The organism is Xaviernesmea oryzae, from assembly GCF_900109605.1.
Lineage (GTDB): Bacteria > Pseudomonadota > Alphaproteobacteria > Rhizobiales > Rhizobiaceae > Xaviernesmea > Xaviernesmea oryzae.
Genome location: NZ_FOAM01000019.1, coordinates 16,240 through 38,841, shown reverse-complemented (window position 1 = coordinate 38,841; position 22,602 = coordinate 16,240). Strand labels below are relative to the sequence as shown.

At 59.0% G+C, this 22,602-nt stretch carries 15 protein-coding genes and 2 pseudogenes; 7 read left to right on the top strand and 10 right to left on the bottom strand.

The features are described from left to right. Nucleotides 1-19 precede the first annotated feature (19 nt). From BMX61_RS20065 to BMX61_RS20045, 5 genes are all read right to left on the bottom strand, one after another. Nucleotides 20-856 carry a phosphodiesterase gene (locus tag BMX61_RS20065; RefSeq protein WP_075627937.1) on the bottom strand — a complete coding sequence of 279 codons (837 nt, stop codon included), beginning with the start codon at nucleotides 854-856 and terminating at the stop codon, nucleotides 20-22. Nucleotides 857-925: 69 nt separating this feature from the next. Next, nucleotides 926-2,176, bottom strand: coding sequence for an ABC transporter substrate-binding protein (locus BMX61_RS20060; RefSeq protein ID WP_075627936.1), 1,251 nt, complete (start codon nucleotides 2,174-2,176; stop codon nucleotides 926-928). A 37-nt stretch (nucleotides 2,177-2,213) separates the two neighbouring features. Beyond that, the gene (locus BMX61_RS20055; RefSeq protein ID WP_075627935.1) at nucleotides 2,214-3,044 is read right to left on the bottom strand and encodes a carbohydrate ABC transporter permease; all 831 of its coding nucleotides are present in this window, start codon (nucleotides 3,042-3,044) and stop codon (nucleotides 2,214-2,216) included. After that, on the bottom strand, nucleotides 3,041-3,922 hold the full coding sequence (locus BMX61_RS20050; RefSeq protein WP_075627934.1) for a carbohydrate ABC transporter permease: 882 nt from the start codon (nucleotides 3,920-3,922) through the stop codon (nucleotides 3,041-3,043). The genes BMX61_RS20055 and BMX61_RS20050 overlap by 4 nt, the downstream gene beginning before the upstream one ends. Then, nucleotides 3,919-4,986 (bottom strand): ABC transporter ATP-binding protein, encoded by a 1,068-nt coding sequence (locus tag BMX61_RS20045; RefSeq protein WP_234794762.1) that lies wholly within the window; start codon nucleotides 4,984-4,986, stop codon nucleotides 3,919-3,921. Before BMX61_RS20045 ends, BMX61_RS20050 begins: the two co-directional genes overlap by 4 nt. A gap of 179 nt (nucleotides 4,987-5,165) precedes the next feature. Between BMX61_RS20045 and BMX61_RS20040 the strand changes: the two genes are divergently transcribed. The 3 genes from BMX61_RS20040 (at nucleotide 5,166) to BMX61_RS20025 (ending at nucleotide 13,094) form a co-directional block, all read left to right on the top strand. Continuing rightward, nucleotides 5,166-6,038, top strand: coding sequence for a LysR substrate-binding domain-containing protein (locus BMX61_RS20040; protein ID WP_075627932.1), 873 nt, complete (start codon nucleotides 5,166-5,168; stop codon nucleotides 6,036-6,038). Between the two features lie 673 nt (nucleotides 6,039-6,711). Next, nucleotides 6,712-8,166 carry a Shedu immune nuclease family protein gene (locus tag BMX61_RS20030; RefSeq protein WP_083639452.1) on the top strand — a complete coding sequence of 485 codons (1,455 nt, stop codon included), beginning with the start codon at nucleotides 6,712-6,714 and terminating at the stop codon, nucleotides 8,164-8,166. Between the two features lie 62 nt (nucleotides 8,167-8,228). Then, nucleotides 8,229-13,094, top strand: coding sequence for a P-loop NTPase family protein (locus BMX61_RS20025; protein WP_223215461.1), 4,866 nt, complete (start codon nucleotides 8,229-8,231; stop codon nucleotides 13,092-13,094). A 29-nt stretch (nucleotides 13,095-13,123) separates the two neighbouring features. Here BMX61_RS20025 and BMX61_RS20020 read toward each other — a convergent pair whose 3' ends face one another. From BMX61_RS20020 to BMX61_RS20005, 4 genes and pseudogenes are all read right to left on the bottom strand, one after another. Further along, the gene (locus BMX61_RS20020; RefSeq protein WP_075627928.1) at nucleotides 13,124-15,073 is read right to left on the bottom strand and encodes a DUF3732 domain-containing protein; all 1,950 of its coding nucleotides are present in this window, start codon (nucleotides 15,071-15,073) and stop codon (nucleotides 13,124-13,126) included. Further along, nucleotides 15,070-15,573, bottom strand: a complete 504-nt coding sequence (locus BMX61_RS20015; RefSeq protein WP_075627927.1) for a three component ABC system middle component — start codon at nucleotides 15,571-15,573, stop codon at nucleotides 15,070-15,072. Before BMX61_RS20015 ends, BMX61_RS20020 begins: the two co-directional genes overlap by 4 nt. Continuing rightward, on the bottom strand, nucleotides 15,570-16,781 hold the full coding sequence (locus BMX61_RS20010) for an ABC-three component system protein (protein WP_075627926.1): 1,212 nt from the start codon (nucleotides 16,779-16,781) through the stop codon (nucleotides 15,570-15,572). Before BMX61_RS20010 ends, BMX61_RS20015 begins: the two co-directional genes overlap by 4 nt. 148 nt (nucleotides 16,782-16,929) lie before the next feature. Then, nucleotides 16,930-18,012: pseudogene (locus tag BMX61_RS20005) on the bottom strand (RHE_PE00001 family protein); the annotation flags it as partial. A gap of 106 nt (nucleotides 18,013-18,118) precedes the next feature. Here BMX61_RS20005 and BMX61_RS20000 point away from each other — a divergent pair. The 4 genes and pseudogenes from BMX61_RS20000 to BMX61_RS25160 all read left to right on the top strand — a co-directional run bounded on the left by BMX61_RS20000 (nucleotide 18,119) and on the right by BMX61_RS25160 (nucleotide 21,513). Further along, a complete protein-coding gene (locus BMX61_RS20000; protein ID WP_075627974.1) occupies nucleotides 18,119-19,771 on the top strand; it encodes a Mu transposase C-terminal domain-containing protein in 1,653 nt (550 codons plus the stop codon). A gap of 6 nt (nucleotides 19,772-19,777) precedes the next feature. Then, nucleotides 19,778-20,656 (top strand): TniB family NTP-binding protein, encoded by an 879-nt coding sequence (locus tag BMX61_RS19995; protein ID WP_075627925.1) that lies wholly within the window; start codon nucleotides 19,778-19,780, stop codon nucleotides 20,654-20,656. 20 nt (nucleotides 20,657-20,676) lie between these two features. Continuing rightward, nucleotides 20,677-21,060: pseudogene (locus BMX61_RS25460) on the top strand (TniQ family protein); the annotation flags it as partial. Between the two features lie 177 nt (nucleotides 21,061-21,237). After that, nucleotides 21,238-21,513, top strand: a complete 276-nt coding sequence (locus BMX61_RS25160) for a hypothetical protein (protein WP_234794761.1) — start codon at nucleotides 21,238-21,240, stop codon at nucleotides 21,511-21,513. Nucleotides 21,514-21,627: 114 nt separating this feature from the next. Here the strand turns inward: BMX61_RS25160 and BMX61_RS19985 are convergent, their stop codons facing one another. Next, nucleotides 21,628-22,599, bottom strand: coding sequence for a malate dehydrogenase (locus BMX61_RS19985; RefSeq protein WP_075627923.1), 972 nt, complete (start codon nucleotides 22,597-22,599; stop codon nucleotides 21,628-21,630). Nucleotides 22,600-22,602: the final 3 nt, after the last annotated feature.

The window sequence follows — 22,602 nt, the reverse complement described above, 5'->3', positions numbered from 1 at the left end:
CGAAATGGGTCGATTTCAGTTATGCGGCCGGGAAGCCCAATGCGTATTCGCGGCCCTTGACCTCGTCGCCATCGAGCGGGAAACGCCTCGTGGCATCAAGGAAGTAATTCAGGTGCACGACGAGACTATCCTCATTCACCGAGACGACAGCATAGGCCGGCGGCTCGTGGCTTCCCGGAATATCGTCACCATGCGGATGAAGTGCGAGCGGAACCTGATGGTTGAGGCCGGGGATGAGCGAGAAGGAAATTCCGTGCCAATTGCCGAAGATCGGCCGATGGATGTGACCGAGGAAGATATGGCGGATACGCTCGGCATGCGGTTCCAGCACCTGCCACAAGGCACCGGCGTCCTGCTGTGAAAGCATATCCATCGAGGAAATCCCAACCGGGAAGGCAGGGTGATGCATGAACAGCAGAACCGGTTCGTGGCTTTCGGAAAGTTCCTTTTCGAGCCAGGCGCGTCGTGCCGCACAATAGGCGCCGGCATGCGTTCCCTGCTGCTTGGTGTCGAGGAATATCAGCCGATGGCCATCCACGACGCGGCTGCCCTGCACGAAACCGTTGCCGTCATCCATCGCTTCCGGAAAGACGCTGCGGAAGGCCATCCGCTCGTCGTGATTGCCGATAAGCAGCACCGTCGGGATCGGGTTCGTCGCGATACGCTTCTGAAGCTCCTCGTAGGCCGGGATTTCACCCCAATGGGCAAGATCGCCGGTGATGACGAGCAGGTTGGCATCGGAATGTTCCGTCGTGATGCTCTTCAGCGCCGCATCGAAACGCTCGCGCGGATCGAGGCCGAAGAGCGTTGCGGGTTGCGGGACGAAATGCGTGTCGGTCAGGTGGATGAGCTTCATGACGGATATCCTTTTTTGAACAAGCGTCGCGTGGCCGCATGAAGCGGCCACGCGACGCCCTGTTGGTAATCAGCGACGCGGCAGAAGCGCCTGAGTGTCGGCTGCCATCTCGGCAAGAACGGCCTCGGCTTCTTTGGCGCGGGTGCCATCCATGATCGACTGCATGTGATCCTTGATGACATCGGTGATCTTCAGGCCGTTATCGCCCGGGAAAGCATACCAGCCGGTCAGGTAAGGAAGCTCGGAAAGAGCGACGGCCTGGTTCGGATTCCGAGTGTAGAAATCCTTGAGCAGATCAGCAGCCTTGGTATTGGGCGCCATGTAGCCGGTGGTGCGGACCATGATCGCGCCACCTTCCGGACCGGTGGCGAATTTCAGGAATTCCCATGCCGCCTTCTGCTTCTCTTCTGTCTTTGCCGTGATGATGGCGACATTGCCACCGGCCGGCAGACGCGTGACGCCATCCTTGATATCCGGATAGACACCGGTCTTCAGTTCGAACTTGTCACCGACCTGCTTGGTAACGGCATTGACGCGCGACGTGGTGGTGACCATGACGCCGATCTTGCCGGCAGAGAAGGCCGCCAGCATGTCGTTGGCCGTCATGTTCGGAGACTTGGCTTCGGTGGCAAGGCGTGCCAGCGTTGCGATCGCCTGCTTGCCGGCCTCGCCATCGAAGGCAACCTTGGTCTCGTCAGCGGTGAGCATCGTGCCGCCATTAGCGAAAACCATGGCCTGCCACAGCCAGTTGCCGGTGATCGACCACTCGGCCATCACACCATCGGCTTCGCCCTGGGCATTGATCTTCTTGGCAAGCTCGATGATTTCGTCCCAGCTCTTGGGCAGGCTGTTTTCGTCGAGACCAGCCTGCTTCACCAGATCCATGTTGTAATAGACGATCGGCAGCGAGATCGCGAAAGGAAGACCATAGACCTTGCCGTTGACGGCACCGGCCTGACGCATGCCGTCATGATAGCCTTCGGCGTCGAAGTCTTTTTCATTCGCGATGAAGTCATCGAGCGAGACGGCGATTTCCTTGTCCGCCAGCACGCGAACGCGGTTCAGGCCCTGAAAGGTGACGTCCGGCACATTGCCGGTAATGCCTTCGCGCAACACACGCTGTGCGGCATCCTCGTATTCCTTGTAGGGCGTACGGAACTCGACCTTGATGTCAGGATGCTTCTTGCTGAACGCTTCGGCGAGCTGCTTCTGGGTTTCATCGAACAGTTCCGGATAGGGATACTGTACGGTGATCGTGGTCTGGGCGAGCGCCATGGAAGCCGTCAGCGAAAGCGCTGCGGCGGTCAGGATCATTCTCATTCATAGTCTCCAGTCGTGGATGGATGTTGGGTTGCGGTTATTTGATGCCGGTGAAGGCAATGCCTTCGATGAAGCGCCGTTGTGCCAGGAGGAACAGGGCGAGAAGCGGAGCGACAATGATTGTCGCGGCGGCCATGAGCGGGCCGAAATCGTTGCCGGCTTCGGCGTTGCGAAAGGCCATGATGCCGAGCGGCGGCGTGAAATAGCTGTCGCTCGATACGGCGACCAGCGGCCAGAAATAGTCGTTCCAGTGGGCGACGACCGAGAAGACGCCGAAGGCCGTGAGTGCGGGGATAGCTGCAGGCAGCATGACGCGCCAGACGATCGACAATTCGGACATGCCGTCCATACGCGCGGCATCGACCAGATCATCCGGTACGCCCATGAAGAACTGCCGCACAAGGAAGATGCCGAAGACCGAGATGGTGAAAGGCAGGACGAGCGCGCTGTAGCTGTCGAGCAGACCGACATAATAAAGCAGGATGAACAACGGCACGGCGATCGCCTGATAGGGGATCAGCAAGCAGAAGAGCACGAAACCGAAAGCGACATGGCGGCCGAAAAAGCGCAGTTTGGCGAGTGCATAGGCGGCCGGCAAGGCGACCAGTACCTGCAGGAAAAAGATCGCCGCCGTGACGACAACGCCGTTGACCAGATAGAGCATCAGGGGCGCTGCGGAAAACGCTTCCGAATAATTCTCGATCACGGCGAGCTTTTGCGGCCACCAGCGCACCGTATCGGAAAAGATCTCGTCGGCCGGTTTGATCGAGGTGGAAACCATGACCGCGAAGGGCAGAAGCGCAAAAGTCGCGATCGAAAGCAGGGCGGCATGACGAAAGGCCGAAGCGGCGAAAGAGCGGGGCATCATGCGCTTGCTCCATTCTTCTTGAGGGACACGAAACGCAGCAGGCTGACACCGACGACGAGCAGGATGAAGACGATGGTGATCGCTGCTGCATGGCCGCTGCGGAAGAACTCGAAGCCTTCGGCATAGATCGTGTAGAGCAGCACTTCCGTTGCCTTGTTGGGGCCGCCCTGGGTCAGCGCATGCACCGTGTCGAAGACCTGAAAGGAGCGAATGACGGAGGTGACGGCGACGAAGACGGTAACGGGCGCCAGCAGCGGCCATGTGATCAGCTTGAACCTCGCCCAGGCATTCGGTGTGCCATCCATTTCGGCGGCGTCATAGAGGTCGCGAGGGATGGCCGAGAGGCCGGCCATGAACAGGACCATGTTGAAACCAAAACTCTGCCAGATGCCGATCACCGCGAGCACATAGAGCGCGATCCCGCCGTCCTTCAGCCAGTTATGCGGGGCAAATCCCAGCGCCTTCATCGTGGCGTTGACGATACCGAAGCTCGGATGCAGCATGAATTCCCAGACCACGGCCATGGCAAGAAGGCTCGCCATGACGGGCAGGAAGAAGGCGGTTCGATAGAAGGAGCGCAGCGAGGTTCCGGCATCGATGAGGAGCGCGCTGACAAGGCCGAGCAGCATCGAGCCCGGCACGACGACGGCCGAATAGATCAGCGTGTTGCTCAAGGACTTCCAGAAGGTCGGATCATCCGCCAACGCCTCGAAATTCTCGAAGCCGACAAAACTCAGGCTGCGGTCTCCGAGCTGGTAGTCGGTAAAGGCCAGCACGAAGATCGACGATAGCGGCGCGAAAAGGAAAAGCAGGGCCAACACCGAAGCCGGCGCGATGAGGGCAAGGCCGGCCCGGTTCTGGCTGGCGGAAAGGCTCATCGGCCACCCTCCAGCCGGAAGGCACCGGCGATACGTCCGTTGTCGGCACCGAAGACATGCAGGCGCGTCTCGTCGACATGAATGCCGGCCTTGTCACCGATCGCCGGGCGAATGCCGGCCGGGTCGCAACGCACGATGACGAGATCGCCGCCCGCTGTCATTACCTGAACGAAAAGGTCGGCGCCAAGATTTTCGATGTGATGGATGGTGCCGCCGAGCGGTGCCTCAAGTCCACCAGCTAGCCGCGCCGCTTCCGGTCGAAAAGCTGCATGCACGCGATTGCCGATGGAAACTGGCGAGGCAAGCGAGAGGGTGCCATTTTCTGAAATCACCGCCTGCAGGACATTAATTTTCGGGCTGCCGATGAATTCCGCGACGCGCAAATCCTGCGGCATCTGGTAAATCCGGTCGGGTGTATCGACCTGAAGAATTTCGCCGCCCATCATGACCGCGATACGATCGGACATCGTCATCGCCTCGGCCTGATCATGGGTGACATAGATGAAGGTGGAGCCCAGCTGGCGGTGAAGTGCCGCGATCTCGCCTCGCGCCTGTACTCGCATCTTGGCGTCGAGATTGGAAAGTGGCTCATCCATCAGGAAGGCGCTCGGCTTGCGCACCATGGCGCGGGCCAGCGCCACGCGCTGACGCTGGCCACCGGAAAGTGCCGCCGGCTTGCGGTCCTTCAGCATGGAGATCGACAGCGCCTCGCAGACCCTTTCCACTTCTACGGCAATCTCCTTGCGTTTTCCTCTGCCGGACGGGAACAGTCCTCCGACCAGCGAACGCTCGGTCGTGTTGAGGCGGCGCATGACCAGCGGCACGGCAATGTTTTCTGCCACCGTCAGATGCGGATAAAGCGCGTAGGACTGAAAGACCATGGCGAGATCGCGGTCGCGCGGCCGCATCCGGTCGACGGCCGTACCATCAAGCAGAATGTTGCCATCGCTCTGTTGCTCCAGCCCGGCAATGATACGCAAAAGCGTGGACTTGCCGCAGCCCGATGGCCCCACCAAGGAGATGAACTCGCCGTCACGGATATCCAGATCAACGCTCTTGAGCACATGGGTTTCCCCGAATGTCTTTGCGACAGATCTGATGTTTACGCCGGCCATGGTTGAAGTCCTGAAGGTTCATTCGATGGCCGGGGGGATATTTCACAAATTTTACATCTGAATGACGCATTATAAATTTAGGTTATGCCGCCTATCAGATCGCCATTTTTGAAAAGCAATCGCACACCATGCGCTCCAAGCTAAGTTATGCCCAGTTGCGAGCTTTCAATGCCGTAGCAAAGGAAGGCAGTTTTTCGGCGGCCGCCCGCCGCCTCGAGCTCAGCCAGCCTGCCATAACCGCGCAAGTAAAGGCGATGGAGCAGAGCTACGGGGTGCTTTTGTTCGAGCGCACCGGCGACGGAGCACGCATGACGGCGCTGGCGAAATCGCTGTATAAGGAAACACGTGAGTTGAACGCCATAGAGGAAGTAGCGGCCGATATCCTGAGTGCCTCCAGCGCTCTGAAGACTGGAGAGCTCAATGTCATGTGCGGTGCGCCGAACCCTGCCATGGCGCTTCTCTCCGAATTCCGGCGTCGTTATCCCGGTGTGAGGATCAATGCCAGCTTCGGCAACTGGCATCAGGTGACGACGGCGCTTTACGAGCAGCGATGCGATGCGATTATCCTCACCGGCGTTCCACAGGATGAGGCGCTCAATCGGGTTGCATATATGGAGCAGCGCGCCATAGCGCTTGTTCCTGCCAGGCATACGCTTGCGGTGCGCGGCAAACCGGTATCACTACATGAACTGGCTGATCAGCCCCTGATATTCCGCACGGAGCACTCTCTGACCCAGACGGCGGTCAATCGCGCCATGAAAGCGGCCGGCCTTGATCTGGAGCCGGCGCTGCGGCTTGGTGAACGCGAGGCCGTCTATGAAGCTGTGCTGCAGGGTCTGGGTATCGGCTTCATGTTCGAGTTGGCAGTGACGCGCGACGACCCCGCCGTGCTGCGCCTTCCCATCACCGAGGTCGAAGAGACTTTTGTCGAGCATGTCGCATGTCTCACCCGAAACATGCGACGCAGGGAGGTTCGCGCGCTTATGGCGCTGGTAGGATGACCACATCGCGCCGTAGGCACTAGCAACGCTCTTGAACGGATACGAACCTACGACCTCTGAGCAAAAGCCATAAGTCATTGGATATTAGGCGCCTTTACATCCAGCGGATCGACATGATGGTCAGGCACCTATCCTGAGCCGGAGACTATGCCGAACCCGTTCCCTAAAGATATAGGTTTCCGGTAAGTCGCCCACCAAGTTCGGCATAACGCTGATGCGCTGCGCTGGCTGCAGATGAAGTCGGATGGTCGGCCGCGGCGCCTATTTGCCAGCCGCACGTGTCAGTTCGAACAGTGCCACGGCCTGCAAAACAAGTCCCGCAGACGCTTCCAGCCCCCCGGGATAGGCGGTCCAGCAGCCGCGGTCGTTTCGCCAAAAGCTGCGCAAGTCTCTCCCGAAACAGGACGGCCATCCGCCTGCCTCGAAACAATGCCCTCGAGCGAAAGCTTGCATGCCGACCGCAAGACAGCGTCGCCGCCGGTTTGGAAATGGTCGACGAAACGGAGCCGCGGATCGTCACCGTCGTTGGCGAGGAATACCTGCAGGTCTCCGATCGAAGGCTGAGTCTGCAGCAGCTCGGTTTTACTAGCTCGCTGCTTCAACTATCCCGTTCACTCCGATTGCAGGTTGTACCTACGGCTCCTATATTTTCCCGATATTTATAGGATCGCACATGGCAACCTTCGGCCCCCAATTCGGTGATGACGATAAAGGAACTCTCTTCTTATGGAGAAAGGGACCCGGCCTCGTTGAGGTGTCGTTCACACCGTCGGATCGGCGGATCGAGATTGCGGACCTTACCGAGATCAATACGACGCAAGTGCTTTTGCGCTTCGATGCAGCCAAGCACACCACCACGTTGTTCCCGATCAACACCATGCCAGGCTCCGAATATTTCCTGATGCCGAAATATGATCCTATCGAGTCGATCGAAATCATAGAGGACGAGAATTTCTTTCAAGATTTCAGCGATTTCCGCACCTTAGAGGATGTTCAGGGCTATCTTGCCAAAGGCATGCCAAAAGGGTTCGTCAAAGACCCGAATTACGGTCTCGGCCTCGAGCGCAAGCTTTCGTTTATCGTGAATGCCATCACGGAAGTAGATGGTATCACGAACCTGCGGATCACCGACAAGCGCGAGCTGGACGTCGCCGTGACGGATGACGGCACGACCTACGAGCTCGGCTATACGCTCTTCCATGAACTGCGCCGGAATGCCAACCGCTTCGAGACGAAGGCTCAGGGTTCGGTGCGCAGGAAAAAGCAGCAGGCTGCATATACCAACCTTCTCACTCGCCTGGACCGCGAGAAATTCCCAGTGAAAATATTCGACCGCGCCCCCGACGACATCGCCGAAGTGATCGGCAATACGATCACGGATGCCAAACTTTCGGAAAACGATCGGGCGGCCGTGGTCAATATGGCCGCGGCGTCCGTGCGCACTTCGATGAAGTCGCAGCGCGTCGGCCTGGCAAAGCTTCACGACGAGATCGAGCTGGCTTCGCTCGACGAACTGATCGCTCGTGTGGAGGAGCGGTTCGTCGAAAGAACGAGTGAGCTCCAATGGCAGAAACTTCTCGAAGCCAACCCGTTCATTCTCGATATGGCGTTCAATGTGCCGGTTTTGCTGGTACAGGGCCAGGCGCATGTGGGTGGCAAGGTGCTGAACGGCTCCGGCGAAAAGATCGCCGATTTCCTGTTCACCAACAAGCTGACCGACAGCATCGCCCTGCTCGAGATCAAAACCCCCGGCACGGAGCTGATCGGCAAAAGGGAATATCGGGGCGGCGTTTATACTGCATCGGCAGAGCTCGTCGGCGCCGTGGCCCAGGTACTCGATCAGATCGATAAATTGCGCAGCGATATCTATCGGCACAAAGCGCAGAACGCGCCGATCTCGCTCGAGAGCTACGGCATCAAGGGAATGATACTGGCGGGCATGATTCCGGAAGGTCCACGAAAGCGAGCCTTCGAGCTGTACCGTAGCAGTCTCGCCGGCGTCACGATCATCACATTCGATGAGCTGCTGTTAAAACTGAAATCCCTTCGTGACCTTCTGGGCGGAAAAGCCGATATCGCCCCCAGCAAGAAACCAAATCCCGCTCGTGAATTCGAGGATCTGTTCTAATGGCCGCTTGCAGACCCACTCGAACATCGAGGCCGGCCGGAGGACGTGCGACCGAGGGAGGCATGGATTTCCAGGCCGAAGTCGGTACGTGGCTCGCCGCCCATATCCTCGCCCGTGTCCCGGTTGGTGGCCGGTTCGGCCTCGCCAACGTGGTGTTGCCCGTCAGCTTGCGCCTCGAGACCGGCGAAGGCCTCGATGACATCGAACTCGGCCAAGATGACGGTAGCCGGATCGAGTTTCAGAGCAAAACCAGCGCTGGCCTCACGCAGGATGCTGAAAGCCCTCTCGGCAAGACCATCGCGCAGCTCGTCAGCACCATGTTCGAAGCACGTTCAACAAGCGTTGCCGTCGATGTCGCGCGGTATCGAGCCGTTCTCGCAGTCGCGGCCGATGCACCCCGCACGCTCGATAATCTCGAGAGAGGATGCCGAGCCTTCGATACTGGGGGCACTTGGACAAACGTGAGGGCGCAGCGCAGCCGGGCCGAAGCCGACGCGCTGCATCTCTTCGAGAGCCACGCCCGCAACGCCTGCACGGCGCGTTCCGCAGCGCCTCCAAGCGATGATGAGCTGGTGACGATGGCGCGACTGTTCAAAATCGTCCGTTTCTCGATGGACGAGGGCGAAGATAATTGGCGCGAGGCCTCCCGTGTGCTCGGGTCACGGGTCTATGGCTCGGAGACCGCAGGCGACGCTCCCTTGCGAGACCTTAAAACGATTGTCCGGAACCTCATTGGCAGTGGCGCGCCAGCGGATCGAGAAGGGCTTTTGCGTGCGCTTCGCGCCCTAGGGCACAATGACACCGGGGCTCCTGGTTACGATGCCGATCTCGCTCGCCTCGCTACGGCCACCGATCAGGAACTTACGCGGTTGGCTGGCCATACCCGCCTGCCGATCGCGGGCGGGATACCGGTTCTTCGTCAAAGCGACGGGCCGATGGCGGCGGCGATCGCGACCGGTTCGCTGATCGTGATCGGCGAGCCCGGTGCGGGAAAGACCGGCGCCCTCGTGGCGTTGGCACAAGCGCGCCGTGCCGCCGGCGAGACCGTGGTGTTTCTCTCGGTCGATCAATTTCCGGGCGTTGCGATTGCCGCCGATCTTCAATCCGATCTTCAGCTCGCTCGCCCATTGGCCGAGGTACTGGCCGCCGCACCGGGGGCAGGTCAGAAATTGCTCGTTATCGATGCGCTCGATGCGGCGCGAGGTGGACCCGCCGAAGCTGTCTTTGCGCAGTTGATCGAGACGATGGCAGCGCAGAATTCCTCCTGGGCGATCGCGGCTTCTATCCGCACGTTCGATCTCAGAAATGGGCGGCGTTTCCGCGACGCACTGCCCGGCTCCCCGCCCGATCCGGCATTCGCCGACCCGACGCTGCGCAACGTTCGGCACTTCAACGTGCCACGGCTCAGCGACGGGGATCTCGACCAGGCCGGTGCGGTCGCGACCGGTCTGGGTAGCTTGCTCGAGGCTGCACCCGAGCGGCTGCGCGCACTGCTGCGCAATATCTTCAACCTTTCGCTCGCCGCGCAACTGCTCACCGATGGCGCGAGCCCCGAGAGTATTCGGACGGTAGCGACCCAGTCGGACCTGATCGATGCTTACGAGGATCGACGGCTCGACAGTCAACCGCTTCACCGTGCGGTCGGCGCAACGGTTGACGCCATGGTGCGCCGCCGGCGCCTGGCAGTCCGCAAAGTGTTCATTGAGCACGATAACGTCGACAAGGTTATCGCCTCTGGCGTCCTCACCGAAACGCGCGATCTGGTCAGCTTTTCGCACCATGTGCTCTTCGACCATGTCGCTAGCCGGTTCTTCCTGGAATGGGAGGACCCGAGGAGCCTTATCGCACAGCTCGGCGGTGATAGCTCTATCGCGTTGATGCTCGCCCCCGCCCTGCGTTTTGCCATTGAGCGGCTTTGGCGCGACGATGCCGAGGGTAAACGAGCGGTCTGGCGCCTGGTCGCGGATATCTACGCCAGTCCGACGGTCGATCCCGTGCTTGCCAACGTCGCCCTCCGCACCGCAATCGAGCACGTCAGGTCCACATCCGACGTCGCCGGCCTTACCGAACTCGTCGCAGTACGCGCCGGCGACGCAGCGACGGTGACGATGATGGCGCGGCTGGCGCGGTTCGTCGGGCTTGCCGTCCCCAGCGGTGTTGGCAACATTCCCCCGGGCGAAGCGCTCGCCTGGGGGAATGTTGCCGATGCTGCCATTGCGACCGGCATTCGTGATCTTTCCGACGCTACGCGATTGCTGCTTATGATGTTGTTCGAGAGGGATGAGCTCTCCGAACCCGCATTGCTGGCCGTCTTCGGTCGGGCCGCAAGAGCGCTTTTGGCTCTGGCCTGGAATGCCGACCCGCCTATGCAGCTGACGGCTACCAACGCAATCCGGTGCGTGGGCAAGAGTTTCGCCTCTGATCCCGCAGCGTCGCGTTCCCTCCTCGACCGAATTTTGCGCGATCCGAGGTTTTCAGATCATGCCGATGAAGAAGCCCCATGGCTTGCCGAGCAGATCATGCCGATCGCCCGCTCGGATGGGGAGTTCGCAATCGAGATTTATCGCGTGCTCTATATGCGCGACATCTCCGATCAAAGCGTGTCGCATTTCGGAGGACGGCCGAGCAGAATCCTGCCCCTCGCATCCAATCGCCGCCAGGACTATCAACACTGCCGATACCATCTCGCCCGGCGCCTCGGCCGACTTCTGGAGATGTCGCCACGGCTCGGCACCCGCCTCGTGATCGAGGCCGCGGTCGGCAGCATCGATCGTGACAAACCCTACGGCGATGAGTGCGAAAGGGTGAGCATTTCGGAAGGCATTTCCTTCGATCTTCTCGGTAATGAGTACGCTTTGAATGCGTGGGACGACCCGGATCAAACCCACGGTAACCCGGATCATAATCCGCTGGCACACTACGTTGTCTTCCTACGCACTTGTACGCCTGCAGCGTTTGTCGAGAGCATCGAAGCGGCTGCCTCCAGCTACTCCAGCTCCGCAGTGTGGGCTCGGCTCCTCGGGGTCGGCACAGAGCGCGTCGCGGACGTTGCGAACGAGCTATGGCCCTTTGCGAGCAACGTGACGGTTCTTGCCCATCAGGACACGATTCGTGATGCCGTTCGCTTTCTTGCCGCCGCATATCCGTCCCGTCCGGTCGAGGACCGCCGAGCCTTTGAGACCGAAGCGACGCGCCCGGATCTATTCACCGAGGAACGGCAGCAGCGCTGGTGGACACATGCGTTGAGCCGGTTTCTCTCATCCGTCGACGAAACGTTGCTCGCAACGGACGCGATGCGCTCGCTGCGAACGGAACTGGCCGATGCAAACCAACTCAACGGAAATGCCCCACTTCGCTCCATGACCATCACCTCCGGCTCTTCAACCGGCATCACTCGCCGTATCCTCGCCCGGGATGGCGTGAATGTTGACGAAGGCCCCGACGCACAGATGGTCGCTCAGTCGGAGGCGCTGCATGATCTTGTCAACCGGACACCATCGACCAGCGATGCCGCCGCGCTTGCCGCGTTATGGGCAGCAACGGAAGCCGCAATCGTCATGTACGACGCCAATGCGGCTTTCCTGCACGAGAAAACGGAACAGCCCGTATGGGGCCACATCAGTAATGCTGCCGAACGCATCGCGGGCAGCAACGCCTATACCCCCGGCGCCGAAGGGTTGCCGTCGATAGAGGCTTTCCTGTCCGTGCTTCGCCGCCTCTGGGCAAGCCGTTACCCGGAACTCCGGGAATCCGGGAATTCCGCTAATAGTTGGGGCAATTGGGAGGTGCGGGTCTATGCGGCGAACGCCTACGTGAGTCTGGCGGACAAATTCGGCGAAGCGCACCCCGAAATCGTCGATATGTTCGATGCAATTCTGGCAGACCCTATCCCGTCGGTCCGGCTCCAGGCCGCTCAGAACCTTCAGGTCTTAAGCCGGATCGCGCCGGAGAGGATGTGGGCGCTCGCAGAGCGCGTTGCGCGCGACGAGCCAAATCTCGAGGTTCTCGCGTTCTTCCTGGGTAATGTCCTGTATCGTTTTACTTGGCATGAAGTGGAACGCTGCGAAATGACTATCGAGATCGCACTTTCCCGACGTCATGGCTTTGAGCGTCAAAACGAATCCAGCCGCGATCAATTGTCTGAAATGCTTGGCGGGCTTGCTGCTCAGCTTTGGGTTCGACAGGAACGGCCGAAAGCGTTGGGCTGGCTGACTGATTGGACGACCGACCCTGCTGCCAATCGCGGCCTGATGATGGCTTTCCTCTCGCCGCTGCGCGAAGCGTTTTTCGCTCGATATGCCGCAGGCGAGGATCACGACCCGGCCCTCACCGATCGCGCACAGCAAGCGGCTATGGCTATTCTCGAAACATGCTCAGCTGCCGCTGCGCAGAGCCACACTGCGGTGATGATAGAGCGTGTTGAGGGCGCCGATCGAGAGGCCGGGATAGCGACATACCGCGCGGCCGAGGATGTGATACATCATCTGATGAGCCAGCTCTATTTCGGTTCCGGGGCTCACACTGATAGCGGCGAACCGAATGGCGGCCTCGAAAGTGCAGATGCGATGCAGCGGTTCATGCGCGACTACCAGCCGATGCTGAACCTGCTCGCGAATTCCTACGAGCCCTCGACCCAGCATTATCTGGTCGAACTTTATGAATACCTCATCCCCGGCAATCCCGCAGGCGTCTTCGATGCGCTATATGGCTTATTGGTTGGCGCCGGAAGGCGGGAGGGCTATCACCACGAGAGCCTGGCTACCGGAATCATAGTTCAGATCATCACGCGCTATATCGCGGATCACCGCTCTCTCTTCGAGAATGACGCCCGCCGCGCCGCACTCGTCGAGATCCTTCGGCTGTTCTCCGATGCGGGCTGGCCCGAAGCGCTCAGGCTCCTTTACGATCTGCCAGAGCTGCTGCGCTAATGTGATATCGATCTATTTGATCGAACTTGTCATTGATCCTCGCTGGTCGTGGACCAGGACAACGGAACCAACTTGATACCGTCACGCCAGCGTTCAGCAATAATTGACCGGAACCATTCATCGAGGAGCTCAACATGGTCCGCGACAATGATCTGCATATTTTGGTTTGGGTCGGCGCAGTAGTCATACAGCACGCGATAGAGCCGCGCGACGGCGACCTGGTCCTCGTCTTCGCTACCTGAAATCTGCCCTAAGTCACGCTCTGGTGGATAGTGAGCCTGGGAAGGCTGATCCAACATCAGAAAGGCGGGAACTGGTCTTGCCCGAGCGCGGAAGAGACGATGTAACGCTAAATGAGCGGCAACATGGTACCCAACCCAATTTTCACCGCTGCCAATTTGCGCCAGAGGCAGTGGACCGTGAATCGTATCGGCGACAACGGTGAGATTGCGCAGATCGATTCGCAAAGAATTCTCGCCGTGCTCCAGACGAAGGGCAGTGGCAAACGTTGTGAGATCGCGGCCCACAACACTGATCGCACTGCTCACTCGCTCATTCAAAGCGTCTTGGTCAAGTTCGGCATTGAGCGCGTCGACCTCCGCTTGAACTCTGGCTACACGCAGCCGAAGCCCATTGTCTTCTGCAACTATCCGAACATTATCGAGATAATAACTGATGCGACCGGCAACGCGCGCCTGCTCCGTAAATTGATCTTGCTCTATTCGTAGGCGCTCATTTTCAGCAATTCTGGTAGTGATATCAGTCTGTACGGTTTCCAGCTCGACCTCTCGTTGCGTTCGCATCGCTTCAAGATCGCTGATACGCGCCTGAACTCGCGGGCTGTCCTTGCGAACCGACCGTAACTGAAGTTCGAGACCCGACAGTGACCGCCTCATGTCATCAACGGTTGGCACCGGTGTCTTGAGATGGCTTTCGCAGAGAGGGCAGGTATCGTGTGACCCGTCAGCCGTGACCAAAAGTTCGATGGATGCCAAGCGAACACGCTGTTCGTCAGCCTCTCGTTCGAATGCCGACGCATCGCTGACGAGCCGATTCAACTGCTTTATCTCCTCCCTAATTTCTTGAAGTTCTGACCGCAACTGTCGTCGACGATCCTCTAGATCGGCAAGATCTGCCTCCGGATTGGCGAGTGTGGCATAGGAAAGCGATCGGGGTATCGCCGCCTGTCGCAGCATTTCTCTCGCGGCGTCAGGCGTCTCTGCAAACGCATTTGAGTCCAGCAACCCAACACGTCGCGCTTCCGAAACGAGCGAGATGGCGGTGCCTGACGCTTCGTTTGCGAGAGCTCGTGCTTCGGTAAGTTCACGCTCGAGCTTTCTCAGCCTAAATTTTGCATCATCCAGACGCTTCTTTTTAAGAAAATAGTCCTCCCCCATCGCCCCAAGGAAATACGGGAATGTGTCGCGTATCGCCTGCGCGATCCCTGTTTCGCCCTGCCTGTGAAACAGGAGACGCCGACTGGCAATTTCATCTTGTGCTTGCAGCGAAAAGAATATCGCTTGGCCGGCTGACGCCTCGACCTGCCGCCTGTTTGCTGCCGGTTCCGGATCGGAGAGATTTTCCGCGATCCCCAGAATTCCGCTGAACTTGCTCCGGAGAGCAGCGGCGGTCATGTTTTTCACGAATTCCGTTGGCGCGTCTGGGAACTCTTCAACATTTCGCTCGAAGTAGATTTCGTCGCCGTCATTGCCGGATGGTCCCGGATTATGCCGCGCGACAAGGATACCCTCGCCGGCATTGTCGAATAGGACCGCGAACCAAGAGACGCCATTTCGGATCTCACCTCGTGGCACAGTGCATTCATCTCGGCCCCAGCAGAAGTCCACAATATCGAGCAGGGCGGATTTGCCCGTCTTCGAAGCACCTGTCACGACATTTAGAGAATTCAGTTTAAAACGAGTTTCTCGCTTCTCGCCGCTTCTCGAATAGATCGCAATACCTCTTACTTGAATGCTCAAAGCGTTACTCCCATCGCCTGGAGCACGGGCGCCACAGCTGGCTGGGATGCAAACCAGCGACCTACAAGAGCAGCACGTCTCCTGGTCTCATCGACCTCGGTTGTCGTATTTTTCGGCTTCGCCGGCATCTTAATTGTCTTCGGTCCGAGCAGTAGTCCGTCCTTCGTGACCGTGATTGCCTCTAGCTGCGCAAGAAAGAGAAGCGCTTCGCGCGTTACAGGGCGCAAGGAAAGTACCCGATCAGGCACACCCACCAAGATTTCTTGGTTATTGGCGCACCAAGATTCGAATGTTGTATTCGCCTTGCTTGGTAATGCTCGCCGAGTACCGGGATGCATCACGAGGGGAAGAATGAGGAAGGCTAGTGCAAGAGGGAGCGGCTTACCACGCGTCTCCATAAAGTCTCGGATGCTGCGACTGATCAGCTCGCCACAAAAGGCCGGGTTGAAATACGCGGCTTCCTCTGGAGGGCGAGCAGACCACGAAATCTCCCGGCTCACGCTTCTTCCTCTTCATGGCAAAGATGCTTGTACTCGCGGTGCCAGCCAACACGCAGGGTGTTGGCCAACATATGATAGGAACCGACATTCAGGGACTTTGAAGTAAGCGTGCGCAACGGAAATCTAGCTTCCATCTCTACCCAATCGTAGATTTCCCGTCCCACTGAAGCCAGCTCAGGACTATCGCCGGCAGCTTCTGCGGTGGTGTCGCACATTGCCGCGTATCTCGGCTCCCATTCTTCAACAAGTATTCTTTCGAACTTTTCCAACTCGTCATCGAGGACGGTGTGTTCGCGGGTCCACTTTGATCGCTGTACGAATGCCCGGTAAAAATCGCGTTTGGCATAACCTATGCGGTTACCGCCAATACCAATGATCTGAAGCTGTCGGATGAAAATGAAACTGTCGTACTCCTCACTCGCGCGCGCCGGTGGTTCTGCATGTTCAAACTCCGCAAAAAGCGCATCGCGCTTCAAGGCGTCTCGGATATCGTCTAGCTTGGCCTCAATCTGGCCAAGAGGAATCGACTGGACCGTTTTGGCCGACAGGGCTGCGCAAATGCGCGGCCACCACCAGCCTTCAAGCATTTCTCTCGCCAGCTTCGCTTTCCCGGGCGGCGCAACCAAACGTAGTCCGTGCTCCAGTTCGGCCTCGAGCTCCCCGAGCAAAGGCTGGTTGTCCACAATCTCAACCGCGCTAAGCAGAGACGCGCGCATTCGCTCGGGCAGTGCGAGGAATGCCGCGAATGCCGGTTTCAGCTCCTTGTTATCCGATCGAAGGGCCGCTGCGGAGAGCAACTCGGCTGCAGTCTTTGGATCCCTGGATTTTCCTCGGCCTTCGGTTGGCGGGCGCAGCAACGAAGCCGCCGCTCCATCAGGAATTCTTCCGGTAGTCACGAGAACCATTTTTGCTCGTGATGGCAATGATGGGTCAGCGAGGGCCTGCTCAGACCAAATCCTCAGAGTCTTCCAGATGTCCGCACTGGTGTCCGAAAGATTCGCGACGCGTTTAATATGATGTTTTGCCTGGAGCAATTCCTTAGGTTCGCCGTTGCGTTCGAACGAAACGTCGTCCAATTTCTCGATCGCAACTTCGAGCTCCGTGCCTGCGTTTAGATGCGGGATGCAAAGAAGGAGAGCTAGCCTCGCCTGATACAGATATCCGGCGGCTGCGGGCGCGGCGTTGAAATCGTTGATTTGCCCACTCAAGAAGCGTCTCCTCACACGCCTTTAAATAAATCCATAATCAATGTACGCACAAGCATAGCGTTCAAGAAAGCTCCGCTTGTTCACCATCTTTACTCGCCGACGAAACGGGTGCTGCCTTGGAGCATTCGCGATTTTCATGTTTTAATCGCTAGAGTATACCCCACGCCCGAAACCTCCCCCTCCCCGTCATCTCCCTGAGGCCGAGTTCCAACACGATCCGCCGCGCCGCCTGCGGCGTCACCTCCAGCGTTTTAGCGACCATCCCAGCCGACACAAGGGGACGCGCCATCACCAGCTCGACCAGTTCTGGCAGCTTTGACGACGTCCGCCGCCCCTCTAGTTTCCGCTCGAACAGGGTCCGCGCCAAAACCAGCCTGTCATGTTCTTTCATGCCGATCTCGGCCGCAGCGATCAGGCCGTTGGCGATGGCGAGCAGACGGGTTTCGCGATCGCGGTGGCGGCGCCGATCGACCGGAATGGTTTTGAGGCCAAGGTTGATGGCTGCGAGATGGGCGCCGGTGGTGATGCCGGCTTCCCGCAGGATTGAGGCGGCAAACAACCGGCCGAGCCACGGGGCATGCTGAAGCACGGAAAGCTCGTTCCAGGCATCGAGGGCGACAATCGCCTGCAGCATGGCGGGCAGGTGTTCGGCCTGGCGCAGGACGCCGCGCCATTCGTCGAGCCGGGCATCCTCGTCCCAGTCGAGCTCATAAACGAGCGGATCTTTTTCCGCCGCGCGATTGCCGCCGGCCCGGCCAGGCCGCGTCGCGCTCTCGATCGCCGCCTCCGATCGGGCCAGCACCGCATCGATGGCGGCGTAGTCGACGCCCGGTAGGTTCTCCGCGTCATCACCATCATCCCCCTCCCCTTCCGGATCGATGACGACCTCGGGTCGAACGACGCCGGCCGGCTCCCCTGCCTCAGCGTCGACCGGGTTGATGTCCGACGTTTGCCGCAAGGTCCGGATCCCCTCTGCGGACAAGGCCCAGTCCGGCGACTGCGCGGCAATGCGCCGGCGGGTGCGCAGCACGTCGCGCGCGATGGTGAGTTCGTGGGTGGGGGTGCGGGTGTCGCGCAAGGCGTCGTGGAGGACGAGGTCTTCGAGATGCACCAATTCGCCGTCGATCCAGAGCGAGGCCCAGGCGTCAGTGAAATTGGATCGTTCGATCCAGCCGCTTCCCACCGTAGACCGAGCAATACGCTCGTCGAGGCGGGTAAGCGCGATACCGGCTGTGGCTTTTACTTTGAGGTTTCAAACTGGAAATCGTCATTAGGCTGTTAGAGTTAGGCGTTATTGGTAGGAACGATTATCGCTAACGATTTCGATGAGGCCAGATGTGCCAAATCCATTTCAATATTGCCGATCGACACCTGCCCGTGAATCTACTGAAGCCGATTGGGCGGCTGCGCGCAGGCTCGCGGACCAACTGGATCGCATCCTGGAAGGATACGGTTCGCGCAAATCGGCCATTGACCGCGCTGCTGCGGAATTGAGGCTGTCGTCCCGACAAATATACAATCTCTTGGCCCGATATCGAACCGACAGAACGGTGACCGCGCTCCTGCCGCGCACATCCGGCCCCCGGCGAAAGCGGATCTCGGCGGACGTCGAAGCTATCGTTGCGAGAACTTTGCAGGAGCAGTGGCTCACCCTCGAAGCGCCGCCATTGGCTCCGGTCGTCGCCGAAATCCGCGCGCGCTGCGAGGAGGCAGGCCTGTCCCAGCCATCGTATGTCACTGTCGCGCGCAGGATCCCTGAATTGTTTTCAGCCGAAACGATCGCGAGGAAGCGCTCGGCCAATCCGAAACATTTGTTGCGGCTGAAGCCACGGCCTGGATACATCCATGCAACAAACCCATTAGATGTCTGCCAGATCGACCACACGCCGACGGATGTAAATTTCGTCGAGGTCATCGATGGGGCCGGGGTTTTCGTCGGGCGGGCGTATCTGACACTGGTGACCGACGTTGCCACCCGTGCCATCCTGGGCTTTTGCCTATCGCTGGAAAAACCCTCGGTGCTGTCGGTGGCGCTTTGCCTTGCGCAGGCGATTTGCCCCAAGGATGGCTGGCTCGCATCGCGCGATATTCGCCATGACTGGCCAATGTATGGAAGGCCCCGGCTGCTTGTGGCCGACTCGGCGATGGAGTTCAAGGGGCATGCTTTTCAGCGAGGCTGCGACGAATACGGGATCCGCATTCGATATCGGGATCGCGCTCGGGTTCACCACGGCGGCGTCGTGGAACGGCTTCTAGGAAAGCTGAACGGTGTGTTGGCAACATTACCGGGCACCACGAAACGTTCCGTGGCAGCTCGTGACGAATATCCTGCCGAACACCGTGCCCGCCTCTCATTTTCCGAATTGGAGCGGTGCGTGGTCCTGGCGATCCTGGATCATAATCGCCATCAAAATCCGAAAACGCTGAACATTCCCGTCAAGGAGTGGGAGCAGCGTGCGTCAGGCCACCCTCATATCATCGACGACCAGCACCATGTGCTGCTCTCCTTCTTGCCGGCCGGTCAGAGGCAATTGTCGCCTCAAGGGATCAGTCTGTTCGCGCTGCACTACTATTCGAGTTGGATTGGCAGGCTGGTGCCGGAACGAGATCGGCTCAGTAAGCTCGAAGTGCGATACGATCCCCGCAATATAAGCCAGATCTTTGTTCGCGACCCCGAAACACAAGTGTTTCGGGCAGTGGAGCGGCGAGATGGCGTGGTCGCCAGTATCACACTGTGGGAGCATCGGGCCGAAAGGGCACGGAGGCGCGACTTGAGCGGCCGATCCAGCGTCGAGATCGTCTCGCTGCGCCGGGAAATGACCACGATTGCAAACACCGCCGGGCTTTCAAAGCGCCGGCTGCGCAATGCGGCGCGGGGCATTTATGCCGCGCCCGCGGAAAAACGAATGGCTGAAACATCGGAATCAGTTCCGATACAAACGATCCAGCAAGAGCGGCCAAAGGCCCGACTACAGGTCGAAGACTGGTAGTCGGCTATGGAAGATCACCTCTTCGAACATGTTCGCCCCTATCTCGACCGCACCATTGAGGAGCGGATCGCGTATATCCGAGCTCCGAGGTGGATCGGGCATCAAGCTGCGATCGAAAGCCATCAGCGGCTATCGGATTTGTTGTCACGCCCTCCTTCACTGCGCACGCAAGGGCTGATGATTGTCGGGCCTTACGCCAATGGCAAGACGATGATCGTCGAACGATTTGCCGTGGATTGCCTGAAGGCCTCCGCAGACCAGAAGGTCTGGATCGTCCAGACCCGGGAAGGTGCAGGACTTGGCCATTTTTACGCCAGCATTCTCCACGCGCTCAACGCGCCGGGCGGCGATGTGTGGACTGTCGGACGCAAAGCGGAGCAGCTCGACCATCTCCTTGCGGCGCTCAGGCCGAAGGTCCTAATCTTTGACGAATTCCACAACGCGCTTAGGGGCCGGCCGCGTGACGTTGAAGCAGTCTTCGCATTTCTGCGTCGCATTGGTCGGCAATACGATATCTCGCCGGTTCTGGTCGGAGAGGTCACGGTTTACGACTACATATGTGCAACCAGCGAGATGGCGAGTCGGTTCGAACTCTTTCCGATTCCGCGCTGGTCGTACGATGAGGCCTACCTGTCATTGTTGGACAGTCTCGAGGCCGCCTTGCCCCTCGCACGCAGCTCGGATCTGTCGGCGGAGCGAAAGGCCCGACACATTCTTGGTCTTTCCGAGGGGCTGATCGGAGAGATCGTCGCGATCCTGACCAAGGCCGCGATTGCAGCAATCCAGGAGGGAGACGAACGTATCACCAGATCCTCCATCGATAACCTGCGGTACATTCCGCTGTCCAAAAGACGGCATGGGCCCATTCGTGAGGCGCTTCTTTGAGCCTGCTTGGGCCGTCACTGATGGTGGTCATTCCGCAGGAGCGCTACCGGGACGTTGTGTATGAACGGTGGCCGGTTAAAGTAGAACCACACGCCGACGAACTCCTGTCGAGCTGGTTACATCGGATCGCTTCTGCCAATGGCGTAGCACCGCGAGATTTTGCGCGCGTTCTTGGACTGCGCCACAGAATGTGGTCTGCCAGGTTCGATTTAAAACTTCAGGACGATGTCTTGGACCAGCTCTCGGAGGGATCTGGAATTCCGAGAGACCGATTGTCGTCAATGGCCTTGCAGCCATGTGATTACAGACACATGCCGCTACCACTGGTCATCAAAGCCCGTCGTGCTGCTTCGACGTGGCTGCAATTCTGTCCTGCGTGCCTCGATTCTGATCAGCCCCCATATTTTCGGAGGGGATGGCGACACTCGACTAGAATCTCCTGCTTTATCCACAGGTGCGGATTACGCGACCGTTGCCCATCGTGCCACCGCGGAATTACTGCCTTCGCTCAGCCACGGCTTGTCGGCCAGCATGTCTGCACCTCTTGCGCTTATGACCTGCGGCGGGCATCCAAGGTGCCGGTGACCATTGAAGCGCAATACTTTGAACAGATAATCAATCGTTCTATCGGTACAGTGGCGAACATCCTGGCGACGAACAATCCGCCGAAATGGCCTTGGCGACAAGATTTGATCGCAGTTCTACCGACTATGTCGGTTTCCAGCCGGATACGCTTGTTCGAGCGCTTCATCCCCGACGACGCCTATCTGGATGAGGGCTTCGTCCTTCCCATTCGGCGGTCGAAGCGGATTATGAAAGATAAAATTGAACCAGCCCGTCAAGCTGCAGCTCGCTGATCGTCGTGGCGGCATTCGCCTCTTCGGAGGCTGGCGCCTATTCTCAGAAATTTTGCGGAGAACAGGCGTGCAATCTCCGCACAGGTTCTGTGCCAGCCTCCCCATCCCACCATATCAGGATAAGGCGTCGCGCTCTCCGACAAGCTCTTCTATCGTTTTGTCCAGCTTACTCTTCTGAAACCCGTCCAGATCGAGACCTTCAACGACGCTATAATCACCGTCCTCGCACATCACAGGTACGCCACACACCAGACCCTCCGGTATGCCATACTGCCCCTGCGATATAACAGCCATCGATGTCCAGCGCCCATCCGTGCCATGCATCCAATCACGCATCTGATCGATCGCTGCATTGGCGGCGGATGCCGCGGACGACGCGCCGCGCGCCTCTATGATGGCGGTGCCACGCCTTGCGATCTCAGGGATCAGCACCTCCTTGTACCAATGGTCGTCGGCGATGGTCTCGGATAAGGGCCTTCCGGCAGCCGTTGCATAGGTCCAGTCGGCAAACATGGTCGGCGAGTGATTGCCCCACACAACGAGCTTGTCGATGTCGCCGACGCCACAGGCGGCCTTGCGCGCCAGTTGGGTCAACGCCCTGTTGTGATCAAGCCGGATCATCGAGCTGACCTGCCTTGGGTTAAAGTCCGGAGCATTGGCGATCAGGATGGAAGCGTTGGTGTTGGCAGGGTTGCCAACCACCAAAATTTTGGCCCGGCGTCCGGCGACTTCGTTGATCGCCCTGCCCTGCACCTTGAAGATCTCTGCATTCGCAGCAAGCAGGTCCCGCCGTTCCATACCCTTTGATCGCGGTCTGGAGCCGACGAGGAACGCCGCATCGACACCTTCGAACGCCTGGCGGGGATCATCCGTCATGACGATGTTGTGCAGCAGCGGAAAGGCGCAGTCTTCCAGTTCCATGACGACGCCGCGTACGGCGTCCTGGGCTTGAGGCAGATCGAGAAGTCGAAGTTCGATCGGCTGCGACTTGCCATAAAGGTCACCATTCGCCAGCCGAAACAGCAGGGAATAGCAGATCTGGCCGGCAGCACCGGTCACAGCGATCTTTTTGGGAGTGGATTGCATGGT